This window comes from Spirosoma panaciterrae DSM 21099 (genome assembly GCF_000374025.1).
Lineage (GTDB): Bacteria > Bacteroidota > Bacteroidia > Cytophagales > Spirosomataceae > Spirosoma > Spirosoma panaciterrae.
This window is the reverse complement of record NZ_KB893172.1, coordinates 20,706-46,266: the sequence shown is the minus strand read 5'-3', so window position 1 is coordinate 46,266 and position 25,561 is coordinate 20,706. Positions and strand designations below refer to the sequence as shown.

20 protein-coding genes are annotated in these 25,561 nt (G+C 48.8%); 13 read left to right on the top strand and 7 right to left on the bottom strand.

Translation table 11 applies throughout. The features are described 5' to 3' along the window. Window positions 1–7 precede the first annotated feature (7 nt). Window positions 8–1,399 (bottom strand): MATE family efflux transporter, encoded by a 1,392-nt coding sequence (locus B153_RS0100190; RefSeq protein WP_020594624.1) that lies wholly within the window; start codon window positions 1,397–1,399, stop codon window positions 8–10. Window positions 1,400–1,537: 138 nt separating this feature from the next. Here B153_RS0100190 and B153_RS0100185 point away from each other — a divergent pair, with 138 nt between their 5' ends. From B153_RS0100185 to B153_RS0100150, 7 genes are all read left to right on the top strand, one after another. Beyond that, window positions 1,538–2,311, top strand: coding sequence for a DUF4290 domain-containing protein (locus B153_RS0100185; RefSeq protein ID WP_020594623.1), 774 nt, complete (start codon window positions 1,538–1,540; stop codon window positions 2,309–2,311). 80 nt (window positions 2,312–2,391) lie between these two features. Continuing rightward, complete coding sequence (gene murA / locus B153_RS0100180) at window positions 2,392–3,699, top strand: UDP-N-acetylglucosamine 1-carboxyvinyltransferase (protein ID WP_020594622.1); 1,308 nt, start codon at window positions 2,392–2,394, stop codon at window positions 3,697–3,699. A gap of 68 nt (window positions 3,700–3,767) precedes the next feature. Then, complete coding sequence (locus B153_RS34410; protein WP_020594621.1) at window positions 3,768–4,589, top strand: endonuclease/exonuclease/phosphatase family protein; 822 nt, start codon at window positions 3,768–3,770, stop codon at window positions 4,587–4,589. A gap of 5 nt (window positions 4,590–4,594) precedes the next feature. Continuing rightward, entirely contained in the window at window positions 4,595–4,993 is a 399-nt protein-coding gene (locus tag B153_RS0100165) for a hypothetical protein (RefSeq protein WP_040760586.1), read from the top strand. A 129-nt stretch (window positions 4,994–5,122) separates the two neighbouring features. Beyond that, window positions 5,123–5,767 carry a DUF305 domain-containing protein gene (locus B153_RS0100160; RefSeq protein ID WP_020594619.1) on the top strand — a complete coding sequence of 215 codons (645 nt, stop codon included), beginning with the start codon at window positions 5,123–5,125 and terminating at the stop codon, window positions 5,765–5,767. 42 nt (window positions 5,768–5,809) lie between these two features. After that, window positions 5,810–6,658 carry a bacteriorhodopsin gene (locus B153_RS0100155; protein WP_245564809.1) on the top strand — a complete coding sequence of 283 codons (849 nt, stop codon included), beginning with the start codon at window positions 5,810–5,812 and terminating at the stop codon, window positions 6,656–6,658. Window positions 6,659–6,709: 51 nt separating this feature from the next. Next, on the top strand, window positions 6,710–7,606 hold the full coding sequence (locus tag B153_RS0100150) for an SAM hydrolase/SAM-dependent halogenase family protein (RefSeq protein WP_020594617.1): 897 nt from the start codon (window positions 6,710–6,712) through the stop codon (window positions 7,604–7,606). Window positions 7,607–7,663: 57 nt separating this feature from the next. On the opposite strand, the gene B153_RS0100145 is transcribed toward B153_RS0100150, so the two are convergent. Then, the gene (locus B153_RS0100145) at window positions 7,664–9,496 is read right to left on the bottom strand and encodes an ABC transporter ATP-binding protein (protein WP_020594616.1); all 1,833 of its coding nucleotides are present in this window, start codon (window positions 9,494–9,496) and stop codon (window positions 7,664–7,666) included. 187 nt (window positions 9,497–9,683) lie between these two features. Here B153_RS0100145 and B153_RS0100140 point away from each other — a divergent pair, with 187 nt between their 5' ends. From B153_RS0100140 to B153_RS0100130, 3 genes are read left to right on the top strand one after another with little or no spacing between them, the layout of a single operon-like run. After that, window positions 9,684–10,028 (top strand): PadR family transcriptional regulator, encoded by a 345-nt coding sequence (locus tag B153_RS0100140; protein WP_026261801.1) that lies wholly within the window; start codon window positions 9,684–9,686, stop codon window positions 10,026–10,028. A gap of 2 nt (window positions 10,029–10,030) precedes the next feature. Then, the gene (locus B153_RS0100135) at window positions 10,031–10,702 is read left to right on the top strand and encodes a hypothetical protein (RefSeq protein WP_020594614.1); all 672 of its coding nucleotides are present in this window, start codon (window positions 10,031–10,033) and stop codon (window positions 10,700–10,702) included. Window positions 10,703–10,707: 5 nt separating this feature from the next. Beyond that, window positions 10,708–11,409: a hypothetical protein gene (locus B153_RS0100130; RefSeq protein WP_020594613.1), complete on the top strand. Its 702-nt coding sequence runs from the start codon at window positions 10,708–10,710 to the stop codon at window positions 11,407–11,409. Window positions 11,410–11,413: 4 nt separating this feature from the next. Here the strand turns inward: B153_RS0100130 and B153_RS0100125 are convergent, their stop codons facing one another. Beyond that, window positions 11,414–12,475: a glycosyltransferase family 4 protein gene (locus B153_RS0100125; RefSeq protein WP_026261800.1), complete on the bottom strand. Its 1,062-nt coding sequence runs from the start codon at window positions 12,473–12,475 to the stop codon at window positions 11,414–11,416. 103 nt (window positions 12,476–12,578) lie between these two features. On the opposite strand from B153_RS0100125, the gene hemE reads away from it, so the two are divergent. After that, the gene (gene hemE / locus B153_RS0100120) at window positions 12,579–13,622 is read left to right on the top strand and encodes a uroporphyrinogen decarboxylase (RefSeq protein WP_020594611.1); all 1,044 of its coding nucleotides are present in this window, start codon (window positions 12,579–12,581) and stop codon (window positions 13,620–13,622) included. Window positions 13,623–13,713: 91 nt separating this feature from the next. On the opposite strand, the gene B153_RS34405 is transcribed toward hemE, so the two are convergent. The 4 genes from B153_RS34405 to B153_RS0100100 form a co-directional block, all read right to left on the bottom strand. Then, the gene (locus B153_RS34405; RefSeq protein WP_020594610.1) at window positions 13,714–14,064 is read right to left on the bottom strand and encodes a YrhB domain-containing protein; all 351 of its coding nucleotides are present in this window, start codon (window positions 14,062–14,064) and stop codon (window positions 13,714–13,716) included. 58 nt (window positions 14,065–14,122) lie between these two features. Then, entirely contained in the window at window positions 14,123–15,124 is a 1,002-nt protein-coding gene (locus B153_RS0100110) for a bifunctional heptose 7-phosphate kinase/heptose 1-phosphate adenyltransferase (protein WP_020594609.1), read from the bottom strand. A gap of 85 nt (window positions 15,125–15,209) precedes the next feature. Further along, on the bottom strand, window positions 15,210–16,727 hold the full coding sequence (locus tag B153_RS0100105) for an NADH-quinone oxidoreductase subunit N (RefSeq protein WP_020594608.1): 1,518 nt from the start codon (window positions 16,725–16,727) through the stop codon (window positions 15,210–15,212). Between the two features lie 12 nt (window positions 16,728–16,739). Further along, entirely contained in the window at window positions 16,740–17,552 is an 813-nt protein-coding gene (locus B153_RS0100100) for a TerC family protein (RefSeq protein ID WP_020594607.1), read from the bottom strand. Between the two features lie 470 nt (window positions 17,553–18,022). Here B153_RS0100100 and B153_RS0100095 point away from each other — a divergent pair, with 470 nt between their 5' ends. Both B153_RS0100095 and tamL read left to right on the top strand, forming a co-directional pair. Continuing rightward, window positions 18,023–23,110 carry a translocation/assembly module TamB domain-containing protein gene (locus B153_RS0100095; RefSeq protein ID WP_020594606.1) on the top strand — a complete coding sequence of 1,696 codons (5,088 nt, stop codon included), beginning with the start codon at window positions 18,023–18,025 and terminating at the stop codon, window positions 23,108–23,110. A 6-nt stretch (window positions 23,111–23,116) separates the two neighbouring features. Beyond that, complete coding sequence (tamL, locus tag B153_RS0100090) at window positions 23,117–25,555, top strand: translocation and assembly module lipoprotein TamL (RefSeq protein ID WP_026261799.1); 2,439 nt, start codon at window positions 23,117–23,119, stop codon at window positions 25,553–25,555. The last annotated feature ends 6 nt before the right edge of the window (window positions 25,556–25,561 follow it).

The following is a 25,561-nucleotide window of genomic DNA, read 5'->3' as shown; positions in this document are numbered from 1 at the left end:
CCCAAAACTACACCGTCAGGGAAGTACTGGTAGTTGACAAATCGATTCGTTTTACCCTACGAAAAAACCGCCAGGTAAGCAGTACTGCGGCTATGGTCAGCCCTGCCAGTAAACCAATCCAGACCCCAATTGCGTCCATGCCCATAGGAAAGGCTAAAACATAGCTTAAAGGCAGGGCCACAATCCAGTATGAAAATAAGGTAATCAGCGTCGGAATATTTACATCCGACAAACCACGCAGGCTCCCCAATGCTACCACCTGGACTCCGTCGGAGAGCTGAAAGACGCCCGCAATGATGACCAGCGAAGCCGCTATCTGCATAACAGCCGGATTGTCGCGAATGTAGAGGGTAACCAGCCATTCATTGGCGGTTAAAAAGACAAGGGCCATCAGCGTCATAAAACCAATCGATAGCATAAAAGCCGCTATCCCTGCCCGCCAGATGCCCTCCCGGCTCCCTCGCCCAACCGACGCACTTACCCGTATGGCTGCTGCCGACGAAATCCCCGTGGCCATCATGTAGGTAACCGACGCCATATTGATGGCAATCTGGTGGGCTGCTAGTCGATCCTCACCAAGCCAGCCCACAATCACTACCGCCAGCGAAAACGTAGCCACTTCAAAGAAGAAGGTTAAGCCTCCTGGAATACAGAGTCGAAGAATTTCCCAGGCTTCAGCATTTGTCGGTAACGCCCGGAATTGAGGGAGTAGAAATGGCCTGAAACGTCCCGAACGATAAATGTACATCAGCATGGCCCCAGCCATAAATACCCGCGAAAGCAGTGTGGCAATGGCCGAACCCATTAGCCCCAGGGCTGGTAAAGGGCCAAGACCTTTAATGAGTAAATAATTAAAAATTGCATTCAGAAAAAGAGCAGAGAGTGTGATGGCCATGGCTACCCGTGGGTAGCGCAAACCGTCGCATAATTGGCGAGCACCAACAAAAATCATCAACGGAACCAACGATGCACTCAGAATGAGCATAAAATCACGGGCCAGTCGGGTGACTTCAGCACTTTGGCCAAACAGATCAAAATTAAAGGCTAACAACGCTGAAAGGCTCCCTAGCACAACGCTCAACAAAAGACCCACCCGAAGCCCTGCCCGAAACAACCGATTCACGGCAGCCGGATCATTTTGATTGTGCGACTTCGATACCAAAGCTGCCACTACCGTTAACCCACCAACCCCAATACTCGACATCAGGAACGATAACGAATTGGCCAGTCCGGCAGCACCTAAGGGAACAGCGCCCAGCAAACGCCCTACAAACAGATTGTCAGTCACCCCCATCAATACGACTCCCAACTGCGCAATAATAATGGGTACGCTCAGCCGAATGGTATCGGTGATTTCGGTGCGGTAACGGGCTGGGAAAGGGGCAAAGGTATAGGGCATAAGGGTACCGAAAAGAACTAAACCACAAAGGTAACCTTTCCCAACTGCTTATTCCCAATGCCCTACTTCCTTTGCCCTTGTCGCTTGGCCCTTTCTTCGTACTTTTGTTCTCTTATTGAAATAAACCAGGCAACGCCTTTGAAAGAATACGGCAGCAGTATCCAAAAGCTGGTTGACAACATGGTCAACATTGAAGATCGGGAGAAACGCACTCGCTACGCACATATCCTGATCGAGTTAATGCGGCAGATTCACCCCAACATGAAAGATGGGCAGGACTACTACAACAAACTGTGGGACGACCTGTATATTATGTCGGGGTTTACCCTCGATGTTGATAGCCCCTACCCTCCTCCTTCGGAAGAAGCTCTGGGTAAAAAGCCGCAACGAGTTCCCTACAATACGCACCATCTGAAATTCAAACATTTTGGCCGAAATGTGGATTTACTGGTAGCGAAAGCCGTTGCTCTGGAAGACCAGGAAGAACGTAGAGCATTTGTATCGTACCTGACCCGCCTGATGCGTACTTTCTATCAGGCCTGGAATAAAGAATCGGTTGAGGACGAAACCATCTACCAAAGCCTGATTGAGATTTCGAACGGAAAACTTTACGACGACATCAAGCTCATTCGGGAAGAAGGGCTGGTTGAATCGACCCCCCGTGAGCGTACAGGCGATCAGCCCCAGCGGATTGGCAACAACAACAATTATCGCAACGATCGCAACCGTGATGGAGGCTCGAATCAGGGTCGACCAAACCGCGATGGAGGCAACCGGAACTTTGGCAATCGAAACAGTGGGCAAGGAGCCAATCAGGGTCGACCAAACCGCGATGGAGGCAACCGGAATTTTGGTAATCGAAACAGTGGCTCGGGCGGTCCAAATCGAAACAACGACCGGCGCCGACGATAATTTTTAATTATAAATGATGAATGATGAATGAACGTGCGGAAGCAGGCCAATTATTCGTCATTCATCTTCATCCTTCCTAAATGGCATCTTTTCAAATTACAGGTGGACGCCGACTCAAAGGCGAGCTAATTCCGCAAGGAGCAAAAAACGAAGCCTTACAGATCCTTTGTGCCGTACTGCTCACAAAGGAGCCTGTTGTGATTCATAACATACCAAACATCCGCGATGTCAACCAGCTTATCGACCTGCTGGGCGATTTAGGCGTTTGGGTTACTAAAATTGGTGAAAGTTCGTATCGCTTTCAGGCCAGCGATGTCAATCTGGACTATCTGGAAACGGATACCTACAAGCGGAAAGCAGCCGCGTTGCGTGGTTCGGTTATGCTGCTGGGCCCCATGCTCGCTCGTTTCAAAAAAGGACGCATTCCCCGGCCCGGTGGCGATAAAATCGGCCGTCGTCGACTAGACACCCATTTTCTGGGCTTCGAGAAACTAGGTGCTCAGTTCAACTACGACGCCAACGATGGCGGCTACTACCAGGTCGATGCCAGTAACCTGCGCGGCACCTATATGCTGCTGGACGAAGCGTCGGTAACGGGTACAGCCAATGTACTGATGGCGGCTGTTATGGCCGAGGGGATCACGACCATCTACAACGCGGCCTGTGAACCCTATCTGCAGCAACTTAGCCGAATGCTCAATTCGATGGGCGCTAAAATTTCGGGGGTTGGCTCCAACCTGCTCACCATCGAAGGGGTATCGGAACTGAAAGGCACTGAGCATACGATGTTGCCTGACATGATCGAAATTGGTTCGTTTATCGGGCTGGCCGCCATGACCCAGTCGGAAATCACAATCAAAAACTGCCGGATTCCTGAGTTGGGCATCATCCCTGATCAGTTTAAGCGGCTGGGTATCCAGATGGAATTCCGGGGCGATGATATTTACATTCCGGCCCAGGAGCATTATCAGATCGAGACGTTTCTGGATGGCGGCATGATGACCGTTGCGGATGCCCCCTGGCCAGGGTTCACACCCGATTTGCTAAGCATTGTTCTGGTAACGGCCGTTCAGGCACAGGGAACGCTGCTTATCCACCAGAAAATGTTCGAAAGTCGGCTCTTCTTTGTGGATAAACTCATCGACATGGGTGCTCAGATTATTCTGTGTGATCCTCACCGCGCTACCGTAGTAGGCCTGAATCGGCAGATGCCCCTGAAAGGCATCCGTATGTCGTCGCCCGATATTCGGGCGGGCGTTGCGCTCCTGATTGCAGCTATGTCGGCCAAAGGAACCAGCATTATCGACAGCATCGAGCAAATTGACCGGGGTTACCAAAACATAGATACCCGGCTAAATGCCATCGGGGCAGAGATCATCCGGTTGTAACCAAAGTTTCTTTATTTTAGAGCCCAGTATGTAGCTACCTACGTACTGGGCTTTTCTATATAAATGGTATGTCTTTCCTTAATGTTCTGTTTTGGAACGTCCACAAAAAAGATTTAACGACCCAGATTGTCAATATTGTTCATAGTCGTGATATTGATATTCTGATATTGGCTGAAAATCCAGTTAGTCAAATTCATCTCCTTCAGGCACTGAACGTAAAAGGTCCTTACTATTTCCTTAATCATCCTTTATCGCAGTGCAAGAAGATTACTATTCTTACCAAATTTCATTACACGTCAATTGTACCGATTGAAGAAGGCGATCGGCTTACTGTACGCCATATCAATCTGCCAACCGGCGAAGATTTCCTTTTAACTGCTCTCCATATGGTTGACAAGAGCAATTTCAATTCCGAAAGTCAAAATGAAGCGGCATCGTTGGTAGCAGATCAACTAAGTAAAGTGGAGAACAGATTACAGATTAACCGCCACATCGTGATTGGCGATTTCAACATGAACCCATTTGAAATCGGAATGATTAAGGCGAATGGTTTTCATGGCACCATGTCTAGTGAAGTGGCTAGAAAAGGATCAAGAATGGTACAGCAACGCGAATACCCGTACTTCTATAACCCAACATGGAGCTTATTTGGCGATTTAAACAAAGCTGTTTCAGGCACCTATTATTATCAGCATGCCGAACACGTTTGCTACGAATGGAATGTGTTCGATCAGGTACTCATTCGCCCTGACATGATAAACAATTTTGTAAAGGATAGTTTAGAGATTATTCAGACAGATGGCGTAACTTCACTATTGACTCGAAGAAACGTACCCAATAAAAAGACGTTCTCCGACCATTTGCCGTTATTTTTCCGATTAAAATTTTAAGAATCATGGAAATGCAAAACCTCTGGCCTGATTTTGCTATTGAACCTACCAAAAGCCCCAAAGCCATTTTAAAGGAACAAGCAGGGTATCTAATGGCTAAAACGAACAATGTACTTTCGGCAGACGTGGACACATCTACCTATCAAAACAACTTAATACATAAATTTTATGTAGTTGCTCCAGCAATGAATAACTATCGCTTTGAAGTCTTTTACATCGTTCATAAAATCATAAACTTTTACCCTTTGTCTATTTACTGGTATCCAGAGGAAAATGATCCATATAAGGAGTCTATTGAGATTAATAGTGATGAAGAATTAATCAATGCTCTCCGAAAAATATTCAATGCCCCAACCACTGTTAAAATAATTTCCTCCCTCCTGTCTCAAAGCTTAGCGGAATAAATTATTGCAAATACCTTCTAATCAGACAATCATCAAAGCGATTAAACCTTCTGGCTTCATTTTTGTCTTTAGTATATAATCCGTTTACTTAGGCGATTGATATTGTCTGTAAAAAACCATTTACAAAGCATGAAAACGCTACAATCCAATTTAGTGGTCTGGGGATTAGCTTTCTCTCTGTCTGGCATTTCGTTGGCCGCCTGTGCTCAGGCCACGACAAGTGCCGCTACATCGACCCAGTCAGCGAGCGACCCCGCCAAAACCGCTTTGCTCACCCCCTTACAACAGACGGTTACAAAAATAAAGAAACTGGTAGCCACAGGCGACCCTGATTTCGATTATGCCTTTCAGGCCAAGATTCATGCCCAGGGTGCTCAGGATCTGCTGAAACAGGAAATTCAAAACGGTAAGGACACATCGCTGCTGAAAATGGCAAAAACATTGCTGCCCGCTACAGAAGCCGATATCAATCTGGTCGATGGGACCATGCGCCAGTTAAAGCCGACTCGTCCGAGCCAGGCGTTTACGCAACAGCAAAGCCGCAACATTGAGGCTATGAGCCTGAAGTTGCAGCAAACAGGATCCAGCGACAAACTGAGCAGCAACCTGGACAAGAACTTCGCTACGTTGCTGGCCGATCAGCGTCAGGATGCCATCGATATGGCTACTACCTATTTGCAATATGGCAAAAACGAAACCCTACGAACGTATGCGCAACAATTGATCGACAGATCGAAGAAAGAGATTGAACAGATCAAGGGAATGCAAAAATAAAAACCCTGTTCTACGAGCTATATAGAAATGGGAGGTATATTCATGCCTCCCATTTTTGTATTTATGGACGTAGCCAATTCATTTATTCCAACGGCAGGCACGGCTGGACTCCTGCCCATGATAACGTATTTCGTTCTGATTGTAGCGATGATTTCGTTTCTGAGCAATGTCATTTTCATCCTGCTCTCGTATACCAAACTGTCGCTTTCCCCCACACGCCCACCTTACCGACAGATGCCGAATCTGCTGGCTATAGGCACCTTAGCACTGGGCTTTATTTATTATCTGCTACAAACGTATTATCGGGATGTGCTGGCGGAGTTACCTACCGTTACTGATGGAAACGATCGCCAGACGCTCCTACGCGAATCGTTCAATGCCCTCAGTCAGTATCGTTACATGGGCTGGTTTATTACCACTCCATTGCTTCTGATCCATACGCTTCTGATCAACAATATCCGGCTTGAATCCATTAAACGCTCCCTGGCCTCTCTGCTGCTGTCCGCTTTTTTTATGGTCATCGCCAGCTACATCGGTCACCAGCAACTTACGTTCGCCAATGAGATTCAGGTTGTTCCAAAACTAATCTGGGGGCTGATTGCCCTGATTGACTACGTATTCATCCTGTTTACGTTAAAGCGAATCAAAAGCGAGGTGGCTGGAGTGACAAAAGCGAATCGACCGTTGCTCCGACTGGCTACTACGCCCGTTCCTGTAGTTTGGGGAGTTTACTTACTTGGCTATTTCCTGACACTTTTACCGATCGATTTCAACTGGATTCACCTACTGCTTACGATCACCGACCTGGTAAGTATCGTTGGTATTGGTCTGATCGCTTATGCAGATGGTTCTGCCGAATTTTCCGAAGCCGGGACATCCGTACGTCCTTAACGTTTTCGAAAGATCATTCACAAGTCCTCTAAACCGTAACTACCTACTACTATGCGTATCGTTTACCGTTTTCTCCTCGTTTGCTGGCTAGTAACCTCAAAGTCTGCTTTTGCCCAAAACGGAATCGTCGTTTTTCAGTCTGATTTTGGTTTGAAAGATGGGGCTGTATCAGCTATGAAAGGCGTAGCAATGGGTGTGTCACCTACCCTTAAACTGTTCGACCTCACGCACGACATCCCGGCTTACAATATCTGGGAAGCCGCCTATCGACTGCATCAGACGGTTCCGTATTACCCCAAAGGAACGGTATTTGTGTCGGTTTGTGACCCCGGTGTTGGTACTGAACGGCATTCGGTGGTGCTATTGACCAACACGGGCCATTATATCGTAACCCCGGACAACGGAACCCTAACCCTGGTAGCCGAGCATCTGGGCATTAACGAGATTCGGCAAATCGACGAAGCCATCAACCGACTAAGGAATTCAAATCAGTCGTACACGTTTCACGGACGCGATGTGTATGCCTATACAGCCGCCCGATTGGCCTCACATACCATCCGTTTCGAGCAGGTAGGCCCCAAACTGCCCAACCAGGTGGTGCAATTGCCGTATCAGAAAGCCGAATCAGCCAATGGCATTGTAAAGGGAACCATCCCGGTACTGGATATTCAGTATGGGAATGTGTGGAGTAATGTTCCTAAATCCATGATCGACCAGCTTGGCCTAAAGCCGGGTTCTATGGTACGTGTGCAGATTTTCCAGAACGATCAGCCGCTATACGACAAATCCGTTACGTTCGTCAATACCTTTGGAGAAGCCCCTGTTGGCGACGATGTGGCCTACATCAACAGCCTGTTAAATTTCTCAATAGCTGTAAACCAGGGCAATTTTTCGGAGAAATATAAGGTGTTCAGCGGTCCTGAGTGGCGGATTGTGGTGAGTAAATAGCGAATGTGTCCAGTCTCGCATTTTGTCAGGCTACCCAGGGAGGCCTGACAAAACTCTTTATACACTCTGCATCGTGCTCAGTTTGCGGTAAAAGCCTTCATCCAGCGATAGCAGCTCATCATGGCGGCCCCGCTCCACGATACGGCCCTGATTCACAACCAGAATTTCATCGGCATGCTGGATCGTGCTCAGTCGGTGGGCAATGACGAGCGTAGTCCGGTTGGTCATCAGACGGGTTAAGGCCTCCTGAACTAGTTTTTCCGACTCGGTATCGAGGGCCGACGTCGCTTCATCCAGAATCAGGATCGGCGGGTTTTTCAGAATGGCGCGGGCAATGCTGATACGCTGGCGCTGCCCACCCGATAGCTTGCCGCCCCGGTCGCCAATAACGGTCTGGTAACCGTCGGGTTGAGCCATAATGAACTCATGTGCATTGGCAATACGGGCCGCTTCCATCACCTCAGCCTCCGTCGCTTTACTACCAAAAGCGATGTTGTTGAAAATCGTGTCATTGAACAGAATACTTTCCTGAGTCACAATGCCCATTTGAGCCCGTAGCGACGCCATCGTACAATCGCGCAAGTCCACTCCATCGATGCGAATTTGCCCTGAGGTTGGGTCATAAAAACGGGGAATCAGATCGGCAATGGTCGATTTCCCACCACCCGACGAACCGACCAGCGCGATGGTTTTGCCTTTGGTTAGCTCAAAACTAATGTCGCGCAACACGGGCGTATCCTCATTGTAGGCAAACGATACCGACTGCACCGCAATCCGGTCGCTGAACTTACCCAGCGTAACAGCGCCGGGTTTATCCTGAACTGCCGACTGCGTATCGATGAGTTCCAGCACCCGCTCACCCGAAGCCAGCCCGCGCTGTGAGCCACTAAAGGCGTTCGATATGTCTTTGGCCGGGCGCGTCACCTGCGAAAAAATAGCGATATACGCAATAAACTGGGCGGCTGTCAGGTCCGATTGCCCACTCAACACCAGCGATCCGCCATAGAGCAGAATACCAGCCACTACGGCCACGCCCATAACTTCGGAAAACGGTGACGCCAACTCCCGGCGGTTTGCCAGCGACCGGACTGCCTGCCGATACCCTTCGTTCTCCTGCCGAAACTTATCGAGAATAAATCCTTCGGCCACAAACCCTTTCACTACCCGCATGCCGCCAAAGGTTTCGTCGAGCAAACTTACCAGGCTGCTTAGCCGTTGCTGCCCCTCCTGGGCATCGCGTTTCATTCGCCGAACCAGCGTGGCAATAAAACCACCCGAAAGTGGAATAACGATGATGGCAAACAGCGTCAGCTTCACCGAAATGCTGAGTAAAGCAATGATGTAGCCCAACAGCAAAAACACTTCTTTTGACCCCGCCGACAACGTATTGGCAATGGAATTTTCAACCTCCTGCACATCCGTTGTGATCCGCGACATCAGATTCCCTTTCCGTTCGTTGGAGAAAAAGCCCAGATGCAATTGAATGGTCCGGCTAAAAACCGTTTCACGTAGTGTGGCCACCATTCGGGCCTTAAACGATTCTAGCTGCCTGACCGACAAATACTTAAAAACATTGCTTAGCAGTACCGACAACACAATAATGCCACACACAAACTGAAGTGCGCCTATTTTGCCGTATTCCTGAAACACCTGAGCAAAGTAGTAATTGAACGCTTCGGTTGGCGATGAGGTGATGGAGGGAGCGGGCTGATTCAGAAACGCCTGCATCTTTTTGGCATCGACCTGCTCGAACAGAATACTCAGCAGGGGAATCAGCAACGTAAAATTGAGCACACCAAACACACTGGCAATCAGCGACGTCAATACAAAGGGCGTCAGGAAGCGACCCAGCGGCCTGGCAAAGGAAAGTAATCGACTATATGTTTTCATTCGTGCTGCAAAGATAACCGAAACGTCGGCCCGGCGGAATTTATCTGATTTAGGGATTAAACAGATTTTGAAAAAAGGCCTCTCTGGTCTAAAACAAAATCTTGTTAATCTGTAAATCCGTTAAATCCCGGTTCAGACTTATACATAAGATTTGGAGGTATATAAATTATCTTTGTATATTTGAGGTATGAACACATCCAATAACTCCTCTTTATTGAAAGGTAGTCTGTCGGTCATAATCCTGCGGCTACTGGAAGACCGTGACAAGATGTACGGGTATGAAATTACGCAGAAAGTGAAGGAACTAACGGCTGGCGAAATGGCCATTACCGAGGGAGCCTTGTATCCGGCTCTGCATAAGCTCGAAGCCGAAGGGTTACTCACCACCGAAACGCAGATTGTGGATGGCCGCGCCCGGAAGTACTACTCACTCACCAAAACCGGCCATACCGAAGCCGCCGGACGTATTGCTGAACTAACTGCCTTTCTGGACAACCTGAACCTGGTTCTGAAACTAAAACCTAGCTTGTAACCATGCCCCTTTCTACCAAACAACTGACTGCTTTGCGACATGATCTGATTGGGCTGGCCTCTATCCAGTACGACGATTTATTAGCCGAATTAGTTGACCACTACGCTACACTCACCGAGCAGAAGATGGTAGCCGGACAGTCGTTTGACGAAGCCAGTAAATGGGCCTGGTTCGAGCTAGGTGGTGGCATAGGGATTGAGCACATTCAAAAGGATTATGAAAAAAGCATCCTCCGACAGGTGCGTATTCAGCATAGGACCATTCTGAAAAGTTATTTTCGCTGGCCATATATAGTATCCACTACCCTGCTCTGTATACTCCTTTTCGTGCTGGTCCCCTTATTTTCTCCCGACCGTGTTCTTACCAGCGTTTTCTATCTGGTCTTAGTCCCATTATTGCTATTGGTTTGGGGATATTTTAAAAGTATAGACCAACGTATTTCGACTGGAAAACTGGTTTGGCAATACTTCCAAAATCAGGGTATGATTCCCATAAACCTATTCCAGATCAGTCTGCATCTAACCAACGGTTTTTCTGAAAACGGATCGCAAATTGTTCGCGATTTTTTACAGACTTACCCGATGCTATCGGTACTGATTTGCCTGCTGACTCTGCTCTATAGCCTTAGTTTTATTCAGCTATTCTATAAAAAGTTCTATTACAAACTCGCTTAATCACTATGCTCACCGCTGCCCAACAATCTGCCCTTGACTATCATCTTCGGGAAATCAATCTGCTTACCAATGAGGAATTGATTCTCGAACTTACTGATCACTATACCGTCGCTCTCGCTGAATTCATGGCGCAGGGCATGACGTTTGAAACTGCTTTAGTCGAAGTACAGAACGCTTTTGGCGGTCGCAAAGGGTTACAGAAAATGGAGCGAAAATATAATCGGGTGACGTTTGCCCACTACGACCAACGTTGGCAACAGACATTGACAGCACAGTTTCAAAAACCGCTTCTATGGCGACAGACAGTCCCTGTTTACCTGTTCGTACTCGTTTTGTCCATTCTCTGGTATACGTACAATCCATTAGAAGGGGAAACATGGGATAAGATCTTTAACGGCGCGGCACAAGGCTTTATCCTAGGAAAACTTGTTCTGGTACTCTCAATAGCCTGGCCCTATCTAAAAGCTCTTTTCAGGTATGGTATTCACAATCCGCCTACAGAAGCATTGTATCTACTAAAACGACACGGTTTCATAATCCCAATACTATATGCTACGGGAGTCGTAGGGTATTATTGGATTCTACCTATAGTACCGTATCCTTGTCAGCCAATCCTGATTTCTCTCTATCTAGCTACATTTGGTTTGTATATGCGTACGGGTAATCTGATGTATGAGTCGTTGTACGCCAGATACGCAACTCACTAAAACCTTATTGGACCAATCCTTTATATAACTCCCAATACTCATTGGCAACGCTAGGCCAACTAAACATAGCTGCTCGTCGGCGCAACCGCTCCTGACGGAGTGGGTTCTGGTTGAAATCCCGTAAACCTTCGTCCAGAGTTTGGGCCATGCTTTCGGGATCGAAATTCTCGAAGTAATAAGCTTCTTTGCCGCCCACTTCGGGCAAGCTCGTAAGCCGGGAAATAAATACCGGCTTGCCGAAGGTCATGGCCTCAGCTACGGGCAGCCCAAACCCTTCGGATAAAGACGGGAACAAAAAGGCCGTACAATGTGCATAGAGCCACAACTTTGTCGATTCATCGACGGGGCCAGGCATCAATAGCCGGTCGGCAATACCCAACTTTTCGGCTTGCTCACGAATGTGCTGTGCATAGGGGTGCCCATCAGGCCCAGCCAGTATCAATCGATAATCAGGAAAGGCCTCCAGCATGGGCAGCAACGTATGGACGTTTTTTTTGGGATGGATCACCCCAACAAACAAAAAGAAAGGCGAGTCCATTACCGAATCTGTCCAGGCCAATTTTGGCAATTCGGTTGGGGTATCGGCAGGCTTAACGGCTACACCATTCGAAATAACCTGTATCGGCTTATCAGTCAACAACTGTTCCCGAACTACGGATGCCGTATACTGGGAAATAGCGGTTAGGGCCGCAGCCCGATTTACTTTTTTTTGTAACCGCGCCCGTTTACGGGCTTTGGTAGACTCCGAATAATCAGGTCGTTCCAGAAAATTAAGGTCGTGAATCGTCAGGATCAGTTTGGCCCGACTGGGCAGATAAGCCGAATCCTGATGCAGGCAATGCCACACGTCATACGAATCTGGAATCCAGAATTTACGCATCCAGGAAGCTTCCATATACGTTACGGAATCGCCGAAAATCCCGGCTTTCCCTTTGGATACCAGAAAGGTTAGCTTCCATCCGGCTGACGATTGGCGCACAAGCTCCTGACCAAGATGCAAACAAACTTGCCCTAAACCACTGTTGAGATCACGCAACCGTTCGGCATCAATAAAAAGTGTGGGCATGTAAAGCTGATTTTTTCGGCAAAATTGGCGAATTATAAAATGGTTTGAGAACACACCCGACTTCGTGGCCTGAAATTTCGCGTTGCCAGCGTACTTTTGCACCATGACTTTACAAAATGATCTGCTGCTCCGCACCGCACGGGGCGAACTGACCGAACGGGTTCCGGTCTGGATGATGCGGCAGGCCGGGCGCGTGTTACCGGAGTATCGTGCCGTCCGCGAACAGGCTGGTAGCTTTATCACCCTAGCCAAAACTCCCGAACTAGCGGCCGAAGTGACCATTCAGCCCGTCGATGCGTTTGACGTCGATGCGGCCATCATCTTCTCCGACATTCTGGTGATTCCCGAAGCGATGGGGCTCCCCTACGAGATGATCGAAAGTCGTGGTCCTGTTTTTCCGGAAACGGTCCGCACCATGGACGATCTCAAACGGCTACGGGTGGCCGATGCCGAAAGTGACCTGGGCTATGTGCTGGATGCCATCAAGCTGACCAAAAAGGAGTTGAATGGGCGGGTTCCGCTGATCGGATTTGCTGGCGCACCGTTCACTATTTTCTGTTACATGACCGAGGGCAAAGGCTCCAAAACCTTCTCGGTTGCTAAAAAGCTACTCTATACCGACCCCGATTTTGCACACGCGCTGCTACAGCAGATTACCGACAGTACCATTGCGTATTTGCAGGCCCAAATCCGGGCAGGGGCCGATCTGATACAGATTTTCGACTCGTGGGCAGGTATTCTCTCACCCGAACAATACCGGACATTTTCGCTTCCCTATATCAAGCAAATCTGCGATCTGATCACCGGAACGCCGGACCGCGAAGTACCCATCACTGTTTTTGCGAAAGGCGCCTTTTTTGCCCGGCAGGAAATTGGTCAATTAAGTTGTGATGTGGTCGGTCTGGACTGGAACATGGACCCGCATGAGTCGCGACAATTGATTCCCGACCGGGTCTTGCAGGGCAACCTGGACCCTTGTGTGCTGTATGCCGATTTTGCCCAGATTCGGGCCGAAGTAAAGCGAATGTTCGACGGGTTCGGTCATCAGCATTACATCGCCAATCTCGGTCACGGCATCTATCCTGACACCGACCGCGACAAAGCCCGTTGTTTTGTCGATGCAGTGAAAGAACTAGGAGCCATTTAATATTTCAACAGATAACGACAGGAAAATTACAAGCTGTGTCAAATTGCATAGCTTGTAATTTTCTCAGGCAAGTTTTATAGCTCAATTTATGTTAGGCTAATCCGATCTTTGCCCGGTATCGCTCAATGTAAAATTCTATGGGTTGAGCTGTACCAGTCACCCATAGTTCACCGGTCTGTTTGTTAATAATGATTGGCGAATTCCCACCCAGCGCATAACTTATATTTCCTGTTTCTACGAACTCCTTAGAGTTGTAGAAAAATATCCAACCAAATGATTCTTCTCGACTATTAGTCAAAACAAGAGCTACTTTCTTCTGCACATAAGTAGGGTCATTCCGCTGTAGGTACGCTAAGTATACAGGATCGTAGTCAACTTGACTTTCGGTTTTCTTTTGAAGGTAAGATTCAGCTAGCTCCTTGGCTGATTCATAAGTTAGCATATCTAATTTCTGTTATATAATCTAACCTCCTAGTAAGCCGAAAGGCCAAACGTTCCGATCAGCCTAACAGATTCTCCTTTGCTTCTTCTTTCAGTTTTGCTTTGTCGATTGGCACTACGCCGACCGATTCACAAACCAGGCCACCACCCAGGTTCGACAATCCGGCAATGATGTGTGGGGGTTGTTTTAGAGCAACACAGCAGGCGGCAATGCTAATCACCGTATCACCCGCACCCGACACATCGGCAATTTTGCGAATGTGGGCTGGAAGCTTCTGTTTCTCGCCGTTGAAATCAATAAATACCCCTCGCTCGGAAAGTGTAATCAATGCGCCCTTCAGGTTCAACTGCTGCTTCAGTTGATCAACAGCCGCCTGAAACTCGGCCGGATCGTCGACATCGAAGTCGACTTTCAAGCCTTCGCGTAGTTCTTTCAGATTGGGCTTAAACAGGGTCGTGTTCTGATACGACAGGAAATTACGTTTCTTGGGATCAACCACCGTCGGTACGCCCTGTTCGTTAGCAAAATCGGTAATTTCAGCAATGGCCTCTTTACTCAGAACACCTTTGTCGTAATCCTCAAAAATAACGACATGGCAGGTCGGAATCAGACTTTTGGCTTTGTCAATCAGCTTTGTCCGCTCAGCCGACGTGATGTATTTATCCGTTTCGGTATCGACACGCACCACTTGCTGCGATCCGGCAATGATCCGCTCTTTGATGGTTGTGATGCGGTCGTCACTACGGATCAGTCCATCACAGTTTAATCCCCGATCGCAGAGTTCTTTTTCAAGCTGATCGCCCGAGGTGTCCGTACCGATTACTGAGCAAATGATGGCTTCGGCGCCTAATGCCTGTACATTGAGTAGTACATTTCCAGCCCCACCCAAACGCAACTCACGACGGTCGAACCGAACAATCGGAACGGGCGCTTCAGGTGAAATCCGCTCAACATGGCCCCATACATAGGAGTCAAGCATAACATCCCCAATAATCAATACGCGCAATTTATCGAACTGATCGAACAACTCATCAAGCGTCATATCCAGAACTGGACTCATAAACTAACAGGTTGTGAGACTGCAAAGAAACGAAAACAAACAATACCCCTGAATAGAAACCCTTAACGACTTACTGAACGACCATTTACCAGTTAGTCAACCAGCGTGATATCAGGTCTGGCTTAAGAAATAATCCGATGGCGGGTACGGCCATCCCAACCGCCACCCAAACTGCCAGTTTAGGCAAAGCCACGTTCGGATAGGGTTCGGTATCGGTTGGTCTGGGCCGGAAAAACAGAAGAAATGGAATTTTAAGGTAATAGGCTAGTCCTATCAATGCATTGAGCAATCCTAACCCAAACAGTGCTAGTAGCCAGGCATCGCCCGTTTGTTGATAGGCATCGTAAAGCGCTGAGAACGAAAGCAGTTTAGCTGTAAATCCGACTGTCGGCGGCAAACCCGTTAAGGCGATCATCACGACGGTAAGGGCAATTGAAAGCAGAGGTTGCTGTGAACCCAGCCCCGCAAAATTTCGGATAGTCAGATCACTCCCATTGCTTCGGGCCAGCAAATCGACCAGAAAAAAAGCGGTCAGCGTACTGAACAGGTAAGTACCTATGTAAAACAAAACAGCGTTGAATCCCGCTTCGCTCATGGCCACCACCCCAACCAGCAGAAATCCGGCATGGGCAATACTCGAATAGGCCAATAACCGCTTGGCATCTGTTTGCCGCAATGCCGACAGATTCCCGATCAGAATGCCCGCCAGCGCCAATACAGCCAATGGCGTTTGTATAGCTGCCGTTGTAGCTCCCCCTGTTGGGGAATCGATGGGCAAAGAGGTGACCACTCGCATCAGGACCAGTGCAGCGGCCGCTTTGGGAGCGATCGAAAAAAAAGCAGCTACTGGAACCGGAGCGGCTTCGTAGGCATCGGGAGTCCAGACATGAAAGGGTACACCAGCCAGTTTAAACAACAAACCGGCCAGAGTAAGCAATATGGCAACCGTGGCCACGGGGATTTCCTGCTGAGCCAGTTGGGCGCCAAATACATCAGCGGTCAGGTCGAGCGTACCCGTCATGCCATAGAGCAACGACATTCCATAAAGCATCACTGCCGAACTGATGGAACCAAACAACAGATACTTGATCCCCCCTTCCGAGGCTTTGCGATCGGTTGTAAGTGCCGTAAGCAGATACGAACAAATCGAAACCAGTTCGATACTGAGGTAGACACTCAGCAGATTGACCGACATGGCCATCAGAAACAGGCCTAAGGTCATAGCAACCAGAATCGAATACCACTCCAAAGGCAGTTTGACCACTCGCCCGAATCGATCCGGCGACGTGGCAACTTCGTAAAGGATTACGGCCAATGCCGCTAGTGCCACTACCTGCTGAATAAAAATGGCCTGGTTATCGACAAACAGCAGGTGCATGAACAAGAAGCCTCTGGCAGGTAGCCAACTCGCCCAGGCTCCGGCCACGCCTACGACCAATACACTCAAACCAGCCAGATACGGTCGGGCGTTTGACAGCGCCAGTGCCCGAACCAATACTAACTCGACCACCAGCAGTACACACACGGCAACTGATAGCCATATCTCGGGCCCAAAGCCGCCGAGACTACGTAGAATATCGTTTAATTGGTCGGTAAGAGACAAAGCTTTTTATACTTAAACAATTCCATCTTCACCCGGCTGCCCATCATACTGATGCAGTTTAACGGGCTTTTCATTTTTACGCAGCCGGATATTCAGGAATTCAACCAGTAATGAGAAGGCAATGGCAAAATACAGATAGCCTTTGGGCACACTGCCTACCTCCTGATCGAAAATAACCACTTCCGACAGGTGAGCCCCCTCGGCCAACAGCATGAAGCCAATCATGATCAGAAAGGCCAGACCGAGCATCTGAATGGTAGGGTGATCGTTTACAAACCGGCCTACTGGTCCGGCAAAAAACATCATGATCAGAATCGACAGCACTACAGCAACCATCATAACAGCCACGTTCTGGGTCAGGCCGATAGCCGTCAAGATGGAATCAATCGAAAAAACGATGTTGGTAACGGCAATCTGCGCCACAACGCTGGAAATCGTTGTTTTACTTTTCGTGCTACCAGTTGTTTCCTCATGATCGCTCCCTTCCAGCTTATGGTGAATCTCGGATGTCGCTTTATACAGCAGAAACAACCCACCCCCAAACAGGATCAGGCTTTGCCCCGTAAAAGCAGCTTTGAACCAACCGGCATCGACATGCGTAAAGGGTTTACTCAGAGAAATCACAAACGAAATCCCCATCAGCAACACCAGCCGGAAACCCATCGCCAGACCCAGACCGATGTTTCGGGCTTTAGGCTGGTCGTTGCGGGCCAGTTTATTGGCGGCAATGGAGATAAAAATGATATTGTCGATACCCAGTACGATTTCCAGAAACGTCAGGGTTATCAGGCTGACAATCGCTTCAGCAGTAAACAGGTCGCTCATTCTGTAAACAGATGTACGGCTCAAAATTACCCGCTGTAAGCCGGGTCTGCAACATCTTGTTTAACAAAGACGCAGAAACCGGATAAAAGGCCTGCCCAAAGGACCATTGGTACACAGCCTAAAACAATGACAGAAGCAACATATTCACTCCATACGGCGTACAGATGAATGCGTATGAGCCCCGGCCAAGACGCGTATTGGTTCGGCATAGTTCATGCAGTACGATACAACTTACCAGATCTACCCTTACCAATCTGGGCAAAATCGAAAATTACGATACACAAATGGTTCATTAAGAAGAAAATTATAGACATTTAAAAGCCGTTAAAATCTCCTAGTAACATAATGACCTATATACGCGTTATCCAAAGAAGACTGTTTTCTGAAATTCGACAGGTCCATTTTCAATTGCCGTCATATGTGCGGTATAGTTTGTTCTCGTTTGTAACAGCCTAAAAAACGTTTTCCCTGTGCCAAAACTGCTTGTTCGTGTTCTGCTCGGCTTACTTGCCCTCATCCTGTTGCTGGTGGGGTTTGTGGTGCTTGTAGCCACTACCCCCTGGGGGCAGCAGTTCGTTACGAAACAGGTAAACTCGTATCTGGCCAAAAAACTTCAGTCTCCTTTTCATATTGGGCATATCCGCTATTCAATTCCCGACTGGATTGAACTGGAAGATGTATTTTTTCAAACGCCCAAAGGTGATACCCTCTTGAATGGCGGCCGGATGCGGGTCGATCTGGATATGTGGGGACTGCTCAATAACCGGGTGGCCCTCAATCAGATTGAACTGGAACGTATACGGCTGAACATTACCCGCACACTACCCGACACAACATTTAATTTCCAATATATTCTCAACGCATTTGATACGGGGTCAGCACCTGAGCCGTCCGACACCGTATCGACGCCGATGGCGATCAACCTGACGGGTATCGCGCTTCGGGATGTACGGATCAAATATAAAGACGATGTAGCCGGAGCCGATGTAAATGCGTACCTCGACAGTTTACGGGCAACGTTCAGTGAAACGGATGTTGACAAGTCGAAGTATCACCTGTCCAGCGTCACAGGCAACGGATTGAATGTGTACACGCGATTGTATGCAGGTCTGCCGACGCCACCCAGCGCCCCAGGCAAACCCGGCGATACACTCGACCTGGCGTTGGGGAAATGGCAACTTAACCATACTAAATGGGATGTCCGCGTCGAAACAGCCGATTTTGCTACAAAGGGGGCTGCCGAACGACTCGCGATGGAGTCGGATTATTTGTATCTGGAAGGGCAGAAAATTGGCATCAGATCGCTGGAGTTAACCAACGGGGATATTGCCGCATTGCTGACCAAACCAACCAAAAAACCGACAGCTACGTCAGCATCGTCCACCTCAACGGGCGTAGCCTCATCTTCACCCGGCGAGTCTACGCCCGGCTGGCAGGCGAAGCTGACGAATGTGCGGTTTGCAAATAACCGCATTCAGTTCGACGACGAATCGGCTCCCCGTCAAAAACAGGGGCTGGATTATGGCCACCTCGATTTACGAAATCTGGGCATTGATGGTCGTTTTCTGGTATATCAGGACTTGGGAAAACGTGGGCAACGCATCAGTGGTCAGCTTCGCAACGGGCGCTTCCGGGCTACGAGCGGATTTATCCTTCAACAACTCGACGGCAACCTGCTTTACACCGATACGACGACCACGCTTACCAAACTCTACGTCCAGACACCAACCACCCTTCTGCGCGATCAACTGGTGCTGCGTTATGACTCGCTCGGCCAGTTAACCAACCCGAGGTTTGCCAAACGGGTGAGCGTGAAGGTGAACCTGCGCGACAGTCGCCTTTCAGTCGATGATGTGCTTCAACTGGCTCCAGACCTAGCCGATACCCCACCATTTGCCGGAAATAAGGGGGGCGTGTTCCGGGCCAATGCGCAGGCTGTAGGAACGCTGGCTTCGCTGAATCTGCCCCGATTGGAGTTTCAGATGCTATCGGGTACCCGTATCCGGGCAAGTGGTCGACTGACCAATGTAACCGACCCCGATCATCTGGGCGTTGCCATGACGGTTCAGGAAGCTACTACCAGTTTAGCCGACATTAACAAACTAGCTCCTAAAGGTTCTATCCCCTCATCGATTGCCTTACCACCCTCAATCAAACTGACAGGCAAGATCAATGGACAATTGAATGACCTGATTTTAGATACCAAACTAGCTACAGAATGGGGTACGGCCAACTTCGACGGGCGGTTGGCGGGGTTTGTTTCGGGCAAACGACAAACCTATAAAGGGACACTCAATCTGGCCGATTTCGATGCAGGTAAATGGCTGAAGCAAACAGGAACGGTTGGCAAAATTACGGGCCGGGCTACAGTCGATGGGCAGGGGATTGATGTCAATACACTTACCACTCGCTTCGATCTGGCTGTTCAATCGGCCGAATTAAACGGTTATACGTATCAGAATCTGGATGCCGAAGGGAAGCTGGCCAATGGGAATCTGGTCATTACCGGAGCCCTGAAAGACCCCAATGCGAACCTGAAACTGGATGCCCAGGTGGGTCTAAAAGGAGAGTTTCCCAGTGTAGTTGGCGAAACCGTTATTCAGGAGCTGAATCTGCAAAAACTGAAACTTTACAAAGACCCGCTATCGCTGAAAGGACGTATCGTTATGAACATGACGTCGACCAATCCCGAAAAGCCCGTCGGTACAATTTCGGCTCAGGATGCGGTGCTCGATCTGAACGGCAAAAGTTACCCCGTCGATTCGCTGTATGCTCGTCTGGATGCCAATGGTCTCAACAAAAGCGTAATTGCTCAATTGCCCGGTGCCCGGCTTAAACTGGATGGCCAGTTCAATTACCCACAACTTTACGACATCATTGCAGGCGAAATCAGTCAATACATTGCGCTACCGGCCTTGGCCTACAAACGCATTCCGCCACCACACGCGTTTACCCTATCGCTGAAAGCCTATCAAAATCCGCTTTTCCAGGCGTTTGTACCGGCCCTTACCCGCATGGACACCGTACGGCTCGATGCGTATCTGGATAACAATCGGGATACGACCCTTTCGGCCACTCTCCGAACGGGTGTGATTGTGTACGATACGACCACCCTACAGGGAAGTTCCTTTGCCCTACGTGGTGCCAACAACCAGCTTAAAGTAGATGGCCGGATTGCCGGGGTGCTGTATAATGGCATGACCATCCGGGAAACTGATCTGAACGGGATTGCCGCCAACAATCAGTTCCGCTTTTCGGCAGTCAATAAAGATTCGATCAATCGGGATTTGCATGGCCTGGCGGGCACACTCAGCGTGATTGATTCCAGTTATCGATTCCAGTTTGCCCGGAATGGACTCCTGACCAATTACCAGCGCTGGCAGACCGATACAAGTGGCTTTGCGCAGTATGGTAACAATGGCGTGCTGATCAACAACCTGCACATCGAGCAAGGGCAGCAATCGCTCGAAATCAGCAGCACCGAGCAGTATGGCAACGCCCCGATTCGCGTTACGGCCCGGTCGCTCGATGTCGCAAATCTGGCACGTCTGGCCAATCAGGACACTACGCTGGCCAGTGGCGAACTGAATGGAACGGTGGTGGTGCGGAATTATATGGGTACCGACCAAAGTCTGGCCTTTATCGGGTCAATTTATGTCGACAGCCTGCAGGTGATGCAGAAACCGATCGGCAACCTGACAGCCCGGTTCAACAATACAACCGAAGGAAGAATCAGTGTCAACACCACCCTGGTTGGCCCCTACAACGATGCCACCATAACCGGATATTATAATCCAACCAATGCCAAAGAGGCTCTGAATCTGGCGATTAAACTCAACCGACTCGACGCCCGAACCATCGAAGCCTTTAGTTTTGGTGAACTCCGTCAGGCCAAAGGCAAACTTACTGGCGACTTTAGCGTAGCGGGGGCTATTGACAATCCGGAAATGGACGGTAGCGTCGCTTTCGATTCGGTAGCGTTCAATATTAAGCAACTTAATTCGACCTATCACATCGACCAGGAAAAACTGGCATTCTCAGGGCAGACCATTACACTAAATGATTTTAGCCTGCGCGATTCACTGGGTCGTACGTTAACTACGAATGGTACGGTTGTATTGAAAAACCTGCCCAATGCAGCCTATAATCTGCGTGTTCAGGCCGATCATTTTCAAGTGCTGAATGCTTCCCGTAAAGATAACGACTACGCCTACGGGCAGGCATCGGTCAGTACCGATCTGCGCATCAAGGGAACGGGTTCCGATGCCTCGGTCAATGGTACCGTGCGACTCGAAGATGGTAGCAAAATTTCGATGGTACTGCCCGACGAAACCGCCAGTGCCAATGAGGCCAACGGTATCGTTACGTTCATTAATCATAACGATTCGCTGGCGCTGGTCAAATACCTCTACCAGCCCAAACGCGATAGTCTGACACCCCGACTTTCTTTTGAGAAGCTGACAAACTCAACGATCTCCGTCGATTTGGAAGCGGACGAGAAATCGGAGCTGACTATTGTGGTCGATGAACTCAATGGCGATAATCTGCGGGTGCGCGGAAATGCGCGGCTCAATGTGGGCGTCAATGCCGCTGGCCAGGTGAGTGTACTGGGCCGATACGAAGTGACCGAAGGCGAATACTCCCTGACCTATCAGGTACTAAAACGTAAGTTTGAGCTTCAGAAAGGCGGCTATATCAACTTTACAGGCGATCCGCTCAAAGCCGATATTAACATGACAGCTATTTACAAGGTCTCAACTCCACCCGGCGACCTGATTGGGAATGAATCAACCAGTCTGGATGCCTCGTCGCTCAAGCGGAAGCTGCCTTTTGAGGTTCTATTAACTATTAGCGACAACCTGGCGTCGCCCAAATTAAGCTTCGACATACGGCTACCCGAAGCAGAAACGGGGTCAATTGCGGAATCCAGCGCCTTAGGTACAAGCGTTGAAAATAAATTAAATACCCTGCGGCAAGACCCCTCTCAGGTTAATAAACAGGTTTTTGCCCTGTTGGTACTGAACCGATTCCTGCCTGAAAACACTTCGGATTTCTTCTCTGGCTCCGACAATGGTGGCCTGAATACACAAGCCGAAAACCTTGCTCGTAGCAGTGTTAGTAAGCTTATTTCTGACCAGTTAGGGCGCTTGGCTTCGGGTGTACTGAAAGGCTTTGACGTTGACTTCAATTTGCTTTCCCAAGCCGGTAGCGCCAATACAGGTGGTACTACCAACGGATCACGAACTGATTTGAACGTAGGACTATCCCGAAGTTTTCTGGCAGGCCGTGTTACGGTTTCGGTTGGCAAAAACTTTGTTCTGGACAATGCGGCCAGTGCAGCAACGCCCAGTCAGAATCAGGTATTCGACAACGTTTCGGCCAATTACAATATCACTCGCGATGGCCGGTATGTACTGCGAGCCTACCGACGGAACGACTATCAGGCTGTACTGGATGGATATGTTATTGAAACAGGTATTGGCTTCATCATTACGATGGACTACAATACGTTATCAGAAATCTTCCGGAAGTCATCGCCGGGTACAACGATGAACTAATCCGTTATGAGATTCTTATCGACACTACACGATTACTGCACCATTCTTCTCTCCTGGCCGAATCAACTAAAGGGTGTTTTTTCGTTTCGCCGGTTACGTTTCGCTCCTATTTCCTGCTTTTTACTTTCTATATGGTTATTGGGAGCCTGCAACATCGCTAAACATCTGCCTCCCAACGAGCGGCTCTATATGGGAACCGATGTTGTAATCCATGCCGATTCGACCATTTCCAAAGATGACCAAAGCGGTTTGCAAACCCAGTTGGAAGGCATTGCCCGTCCCCGCCCCAACAAGCAACTATTTGGTTACCCATACAAAGTTGGCTTTTATTATTTGTTTGGTGAGCCTAAAAAGCCGAATGGATTTCGGGCCTGGTTCCGGAATAAATTTGGCCAGGAGCCCGTGCTGGCCAGCGCCAAAGCGATTTCGTCCAACATCCCTATTTTTAAAGCAACGTTACAAAACCAGGGCTATTTTGGCTCAGATGCCACTGGCCGACTCAAGGAAGATGGCTACAAGGCACGAGGTGTTTACGATGTGGATGTAAAGCAACGGTTTTACATCGACTCAACGGGAGTACTGGTCGATTCGACACCCGTACGAAAAGCGCTGTTGGGAGCTTCCCGACGAACCATTATTAAAAAAGGCGATCCCTATCTGTTCGATAACATAAAACTGGAACGCGAACGCATCAGCCAGTCCATCAAACAACGGGGCTTTTACTATTTCCTGCCCGATTATGTGGCCGTACTGGCCGACAATGATACGGCTACCCATCGCACAAAACTTTATTTTGCCATCAAACCCGATATGCCCGAAGCGGCTGGGGTTCCGTATTACATTCGTGACGTATTTATATACTCCAACTATAACCTGTCGACGGCTCGGAATGACACGAACCGACGACGCGCTTATCAGACCGAACAACAATTCCATGTTATCGACTCGACGCGTCGGTTCGACTCCAAACTCTTCCGCGACATTGTAACCGTCTTACCCGGTCAGCGGTATAACAGCCGTATGCAGGACTTGACGCTGTCACGATTTATTAATGTAGGCGCGTTTAAATTTGTCCGTAACCGATTCGATCCCGACCAGCAAGGAGACTCTGCCGTGCTGGATGTGCATTATTACCTCACCCCCTATCCAGCCAAGTCCATACGGGTCGAGTTAGATGGAACCTCTCGCTCTACAAACTTCAACGGTACACAGGTCGTTGTGAGTTGGCGTAACCGAAACGCGCTTCACCGGGCCGAACTCCTTACCGTCAATGCCAATGCCGGGATCGAATTTCAGGTCGGCGATGCCGGTGAGAGCGTAACCAACTACCGCTTAGGGGCTGATGCCACCTTAAGCTTTCCCAGGTTAGTGGCGCCATTTCGGTTCCGATACGATCAGCGGCAGGCATTGCCTAAAACCAACGCAACTGTTGGGTATCAGACAATTATTCGAGGTGGCTTGTATCGAATCAACTCGGCTCAGACTTCGTTTGGCTATGCCTGGCGCCAGAACCAGCAGGTAGAGCATGTTTTCCAGCCGTTTAATATCAACTATGTGTACGTACCGTTGAATAGTGTGGGAGATCGGGTTTATGACATTATAACAAACCCCGATATTCCACAAATTATAAGGTCCCAATACCAGACTACCGTTTTCCTGTCGGACCAGCTAATTCTCAGCTCGTTATACACGTTTAACTACAATTCACCAGCCCGTTCTATTTCGCCAAATACCTTTCGGTTTACAGCAAACGCTGAAGCTGCTGGTAATTTAGCTAGCCTTTTCTTTCGAAAGCCATTACCAACCGATGATCGTAAAGGCATATTTGGAGTGCCGTATGCTCAATTTGTTCGATTCGACGCTAATCTGCGTTATTATCGTCAGCTTAACCCAAAACTAACGCTGGCCAATCGGCTGTTTGCTGGGTTAGGTATTCCGTATGGGAATTATAAAGGATACCAAATCCCTTTCACGAAACAGTATTTTGTGGGTGGGAGCAATAGCATCCGGGCATTCCGTCCTCGGGCAATCGGACCGGGTTTATTTACCCGCGATACCATTCGGAATCTGCCGCCCTTCCAGGATGGAGGAGGTGATGTGAAGCTAGAAGCGAATACCGAACTGCGGCTTAAATTTAATAAATACCTGGAAGGCGCTTTGTTTGTCGATGCCGGTAACGTCTGGACCTATTACAACCTTGAAAATTTCGATGGGGATGTTGAAACCTTTTCATCTAATTTTTACAAACAGATTGCAGTAGGCGCAGGCGTAGGCATTCGTCTGGATTTGTCATATTTCCTCATCCGCCTGGATCTGGCAACCCCTTTACGAAAACCCTATAAAACGGATGGCAACGAATGGGTCATCGATAAAATGGCCTTCGGTAGTCCTGATTGGCGAAAGCAGAACCTCGTTTTTAACATCGGCGTAGGCTATCCATTCTAAACGAAT

What these genes read in the sequence shown, in the direction of transcription:
- B153_RS0100190 (WP_020594624.1), bottom strand. Translation starts at nt 1,399, where the DNA reads ATGCCCTATACCTTTGCCCCTTTCCCAGCCCGTTACCGCACCGAAATC.
- murA (WP_020594622.1), top strand. Translation starts at nt 2,392, where the DNA reads ATGGCATCTTTTCAAATTACAGGTGGACGCCGACTCAAAGGCGAGCTA.
- B153_RS34410 (WP_020594621.1), top strand. Translation starts at nt 3,768, where the DNA reads ATGTCTTTCCTTAATGTTCTGTTTTGGAACGTCCACAAAAAAGATTTA.
- B153_RS0100165 (WP_040760586.1), top strand. Translation starts at nt 4,595, where the DNA reads ATGGAAATGCAAAACCTCTGGCCTGATTTTGCTATTGAACCTACCAAA.
- B153_RS0100160 (WP_020594619.1), top strand. Translation starts at nt 5,123, where the DNA reads ATGAAAACGCTACAATCCAATTTAGTGGTCTGGGGATTAGCTTTCTCT.
- B153_RS0100155 (WP_245564809.1), top strand. Translation starts at nt 5,810, where the DNA reads ATGCCTCCCATTTTTGTATTTATGGACGTAGCCAATTCATTTATTCCA.
- B153_RS0100150 (WP_020594617.1), top strand. Translation starts at nt 6,710, where the DNA reads ATGCGTATCGTTTACCGTTTTCTCCTCGTTTGCTGGCTAGTAACCTCA.
- B153_RS0100145 (WP_020594616.1), bottom strand. Translation starts at nt 9,496, where the DNA reads ATGAAAACATATAGTCGATTACTTTCCTTTGCCAGGCCGCTGGGTCGC.
- B153_RS0100140 (WP_026261801.1), top strand. Translation starts at nt 9,684, where the DNA reads ATGAACACATCCAATAACTCCTCTTTATTGAAAGGTAGTCTGTCGGTC.
- B153_RS0100135 (WP_020594614.1), top strand. Translation starts at nt 10,031, where the DNA reads ATGCCCCTTTCTACCAAACAACTGACTGCTTTGCGACATGATCTGATT.
- B153_RS0100130 (WP_020594613.1), top strand. Translation starts at nt 10,708, where the DNA reads ATGCTCACCGCTGCCCAACAATCTGCCCTTGACTATCATCTTCGGGAA.
- B153_RS0100125 (WP_026261800.1), bottom strand. Translation starts at nt 12,475, where the DNA reads ATGCCCACACTTTTTATTGATGCCGAACGGTTGCGTGATCTCAACAGT.
- hemE (WP_020594611.1), top strand. Translation starts at nt 12,579, where the DNA reads ATGACTTTACAAAATGATCTGCTGCTCCGCACCGCACGGGGCGAACTG.
- B153_RS34405 (WP_020594610.1), bottom strand. Translation starts at nt 14,064, where the DNA reads ATGCTAACTTATGAATCAGCCAAGGAGCTAGCTGAATCTTACCTTCAA.
- B153_RS0100110 (WP_020594609.1), bottom strand. Translation starts at nt 15,124, where the DNA reads ATGAGTCCAGTTCTGGATATGACGCTTGATGAGTTGTTCGATCAGTTC.
- B153_RS0100100 (WP_020594607.1), bottom strand. Translation starts at nt 17,552, where the DNA reads ATGAGCGACCTGTTTACTGCTGAAGCGATTGTCAGCCTGATAACCCTG.
- tamL (WP_026261799.1), top strand. Translation starts at nt 23,117, where the DNA reads ATGAGATTCTTATCGACACTACACGATTACTGCACCATTCTTCTCTCC.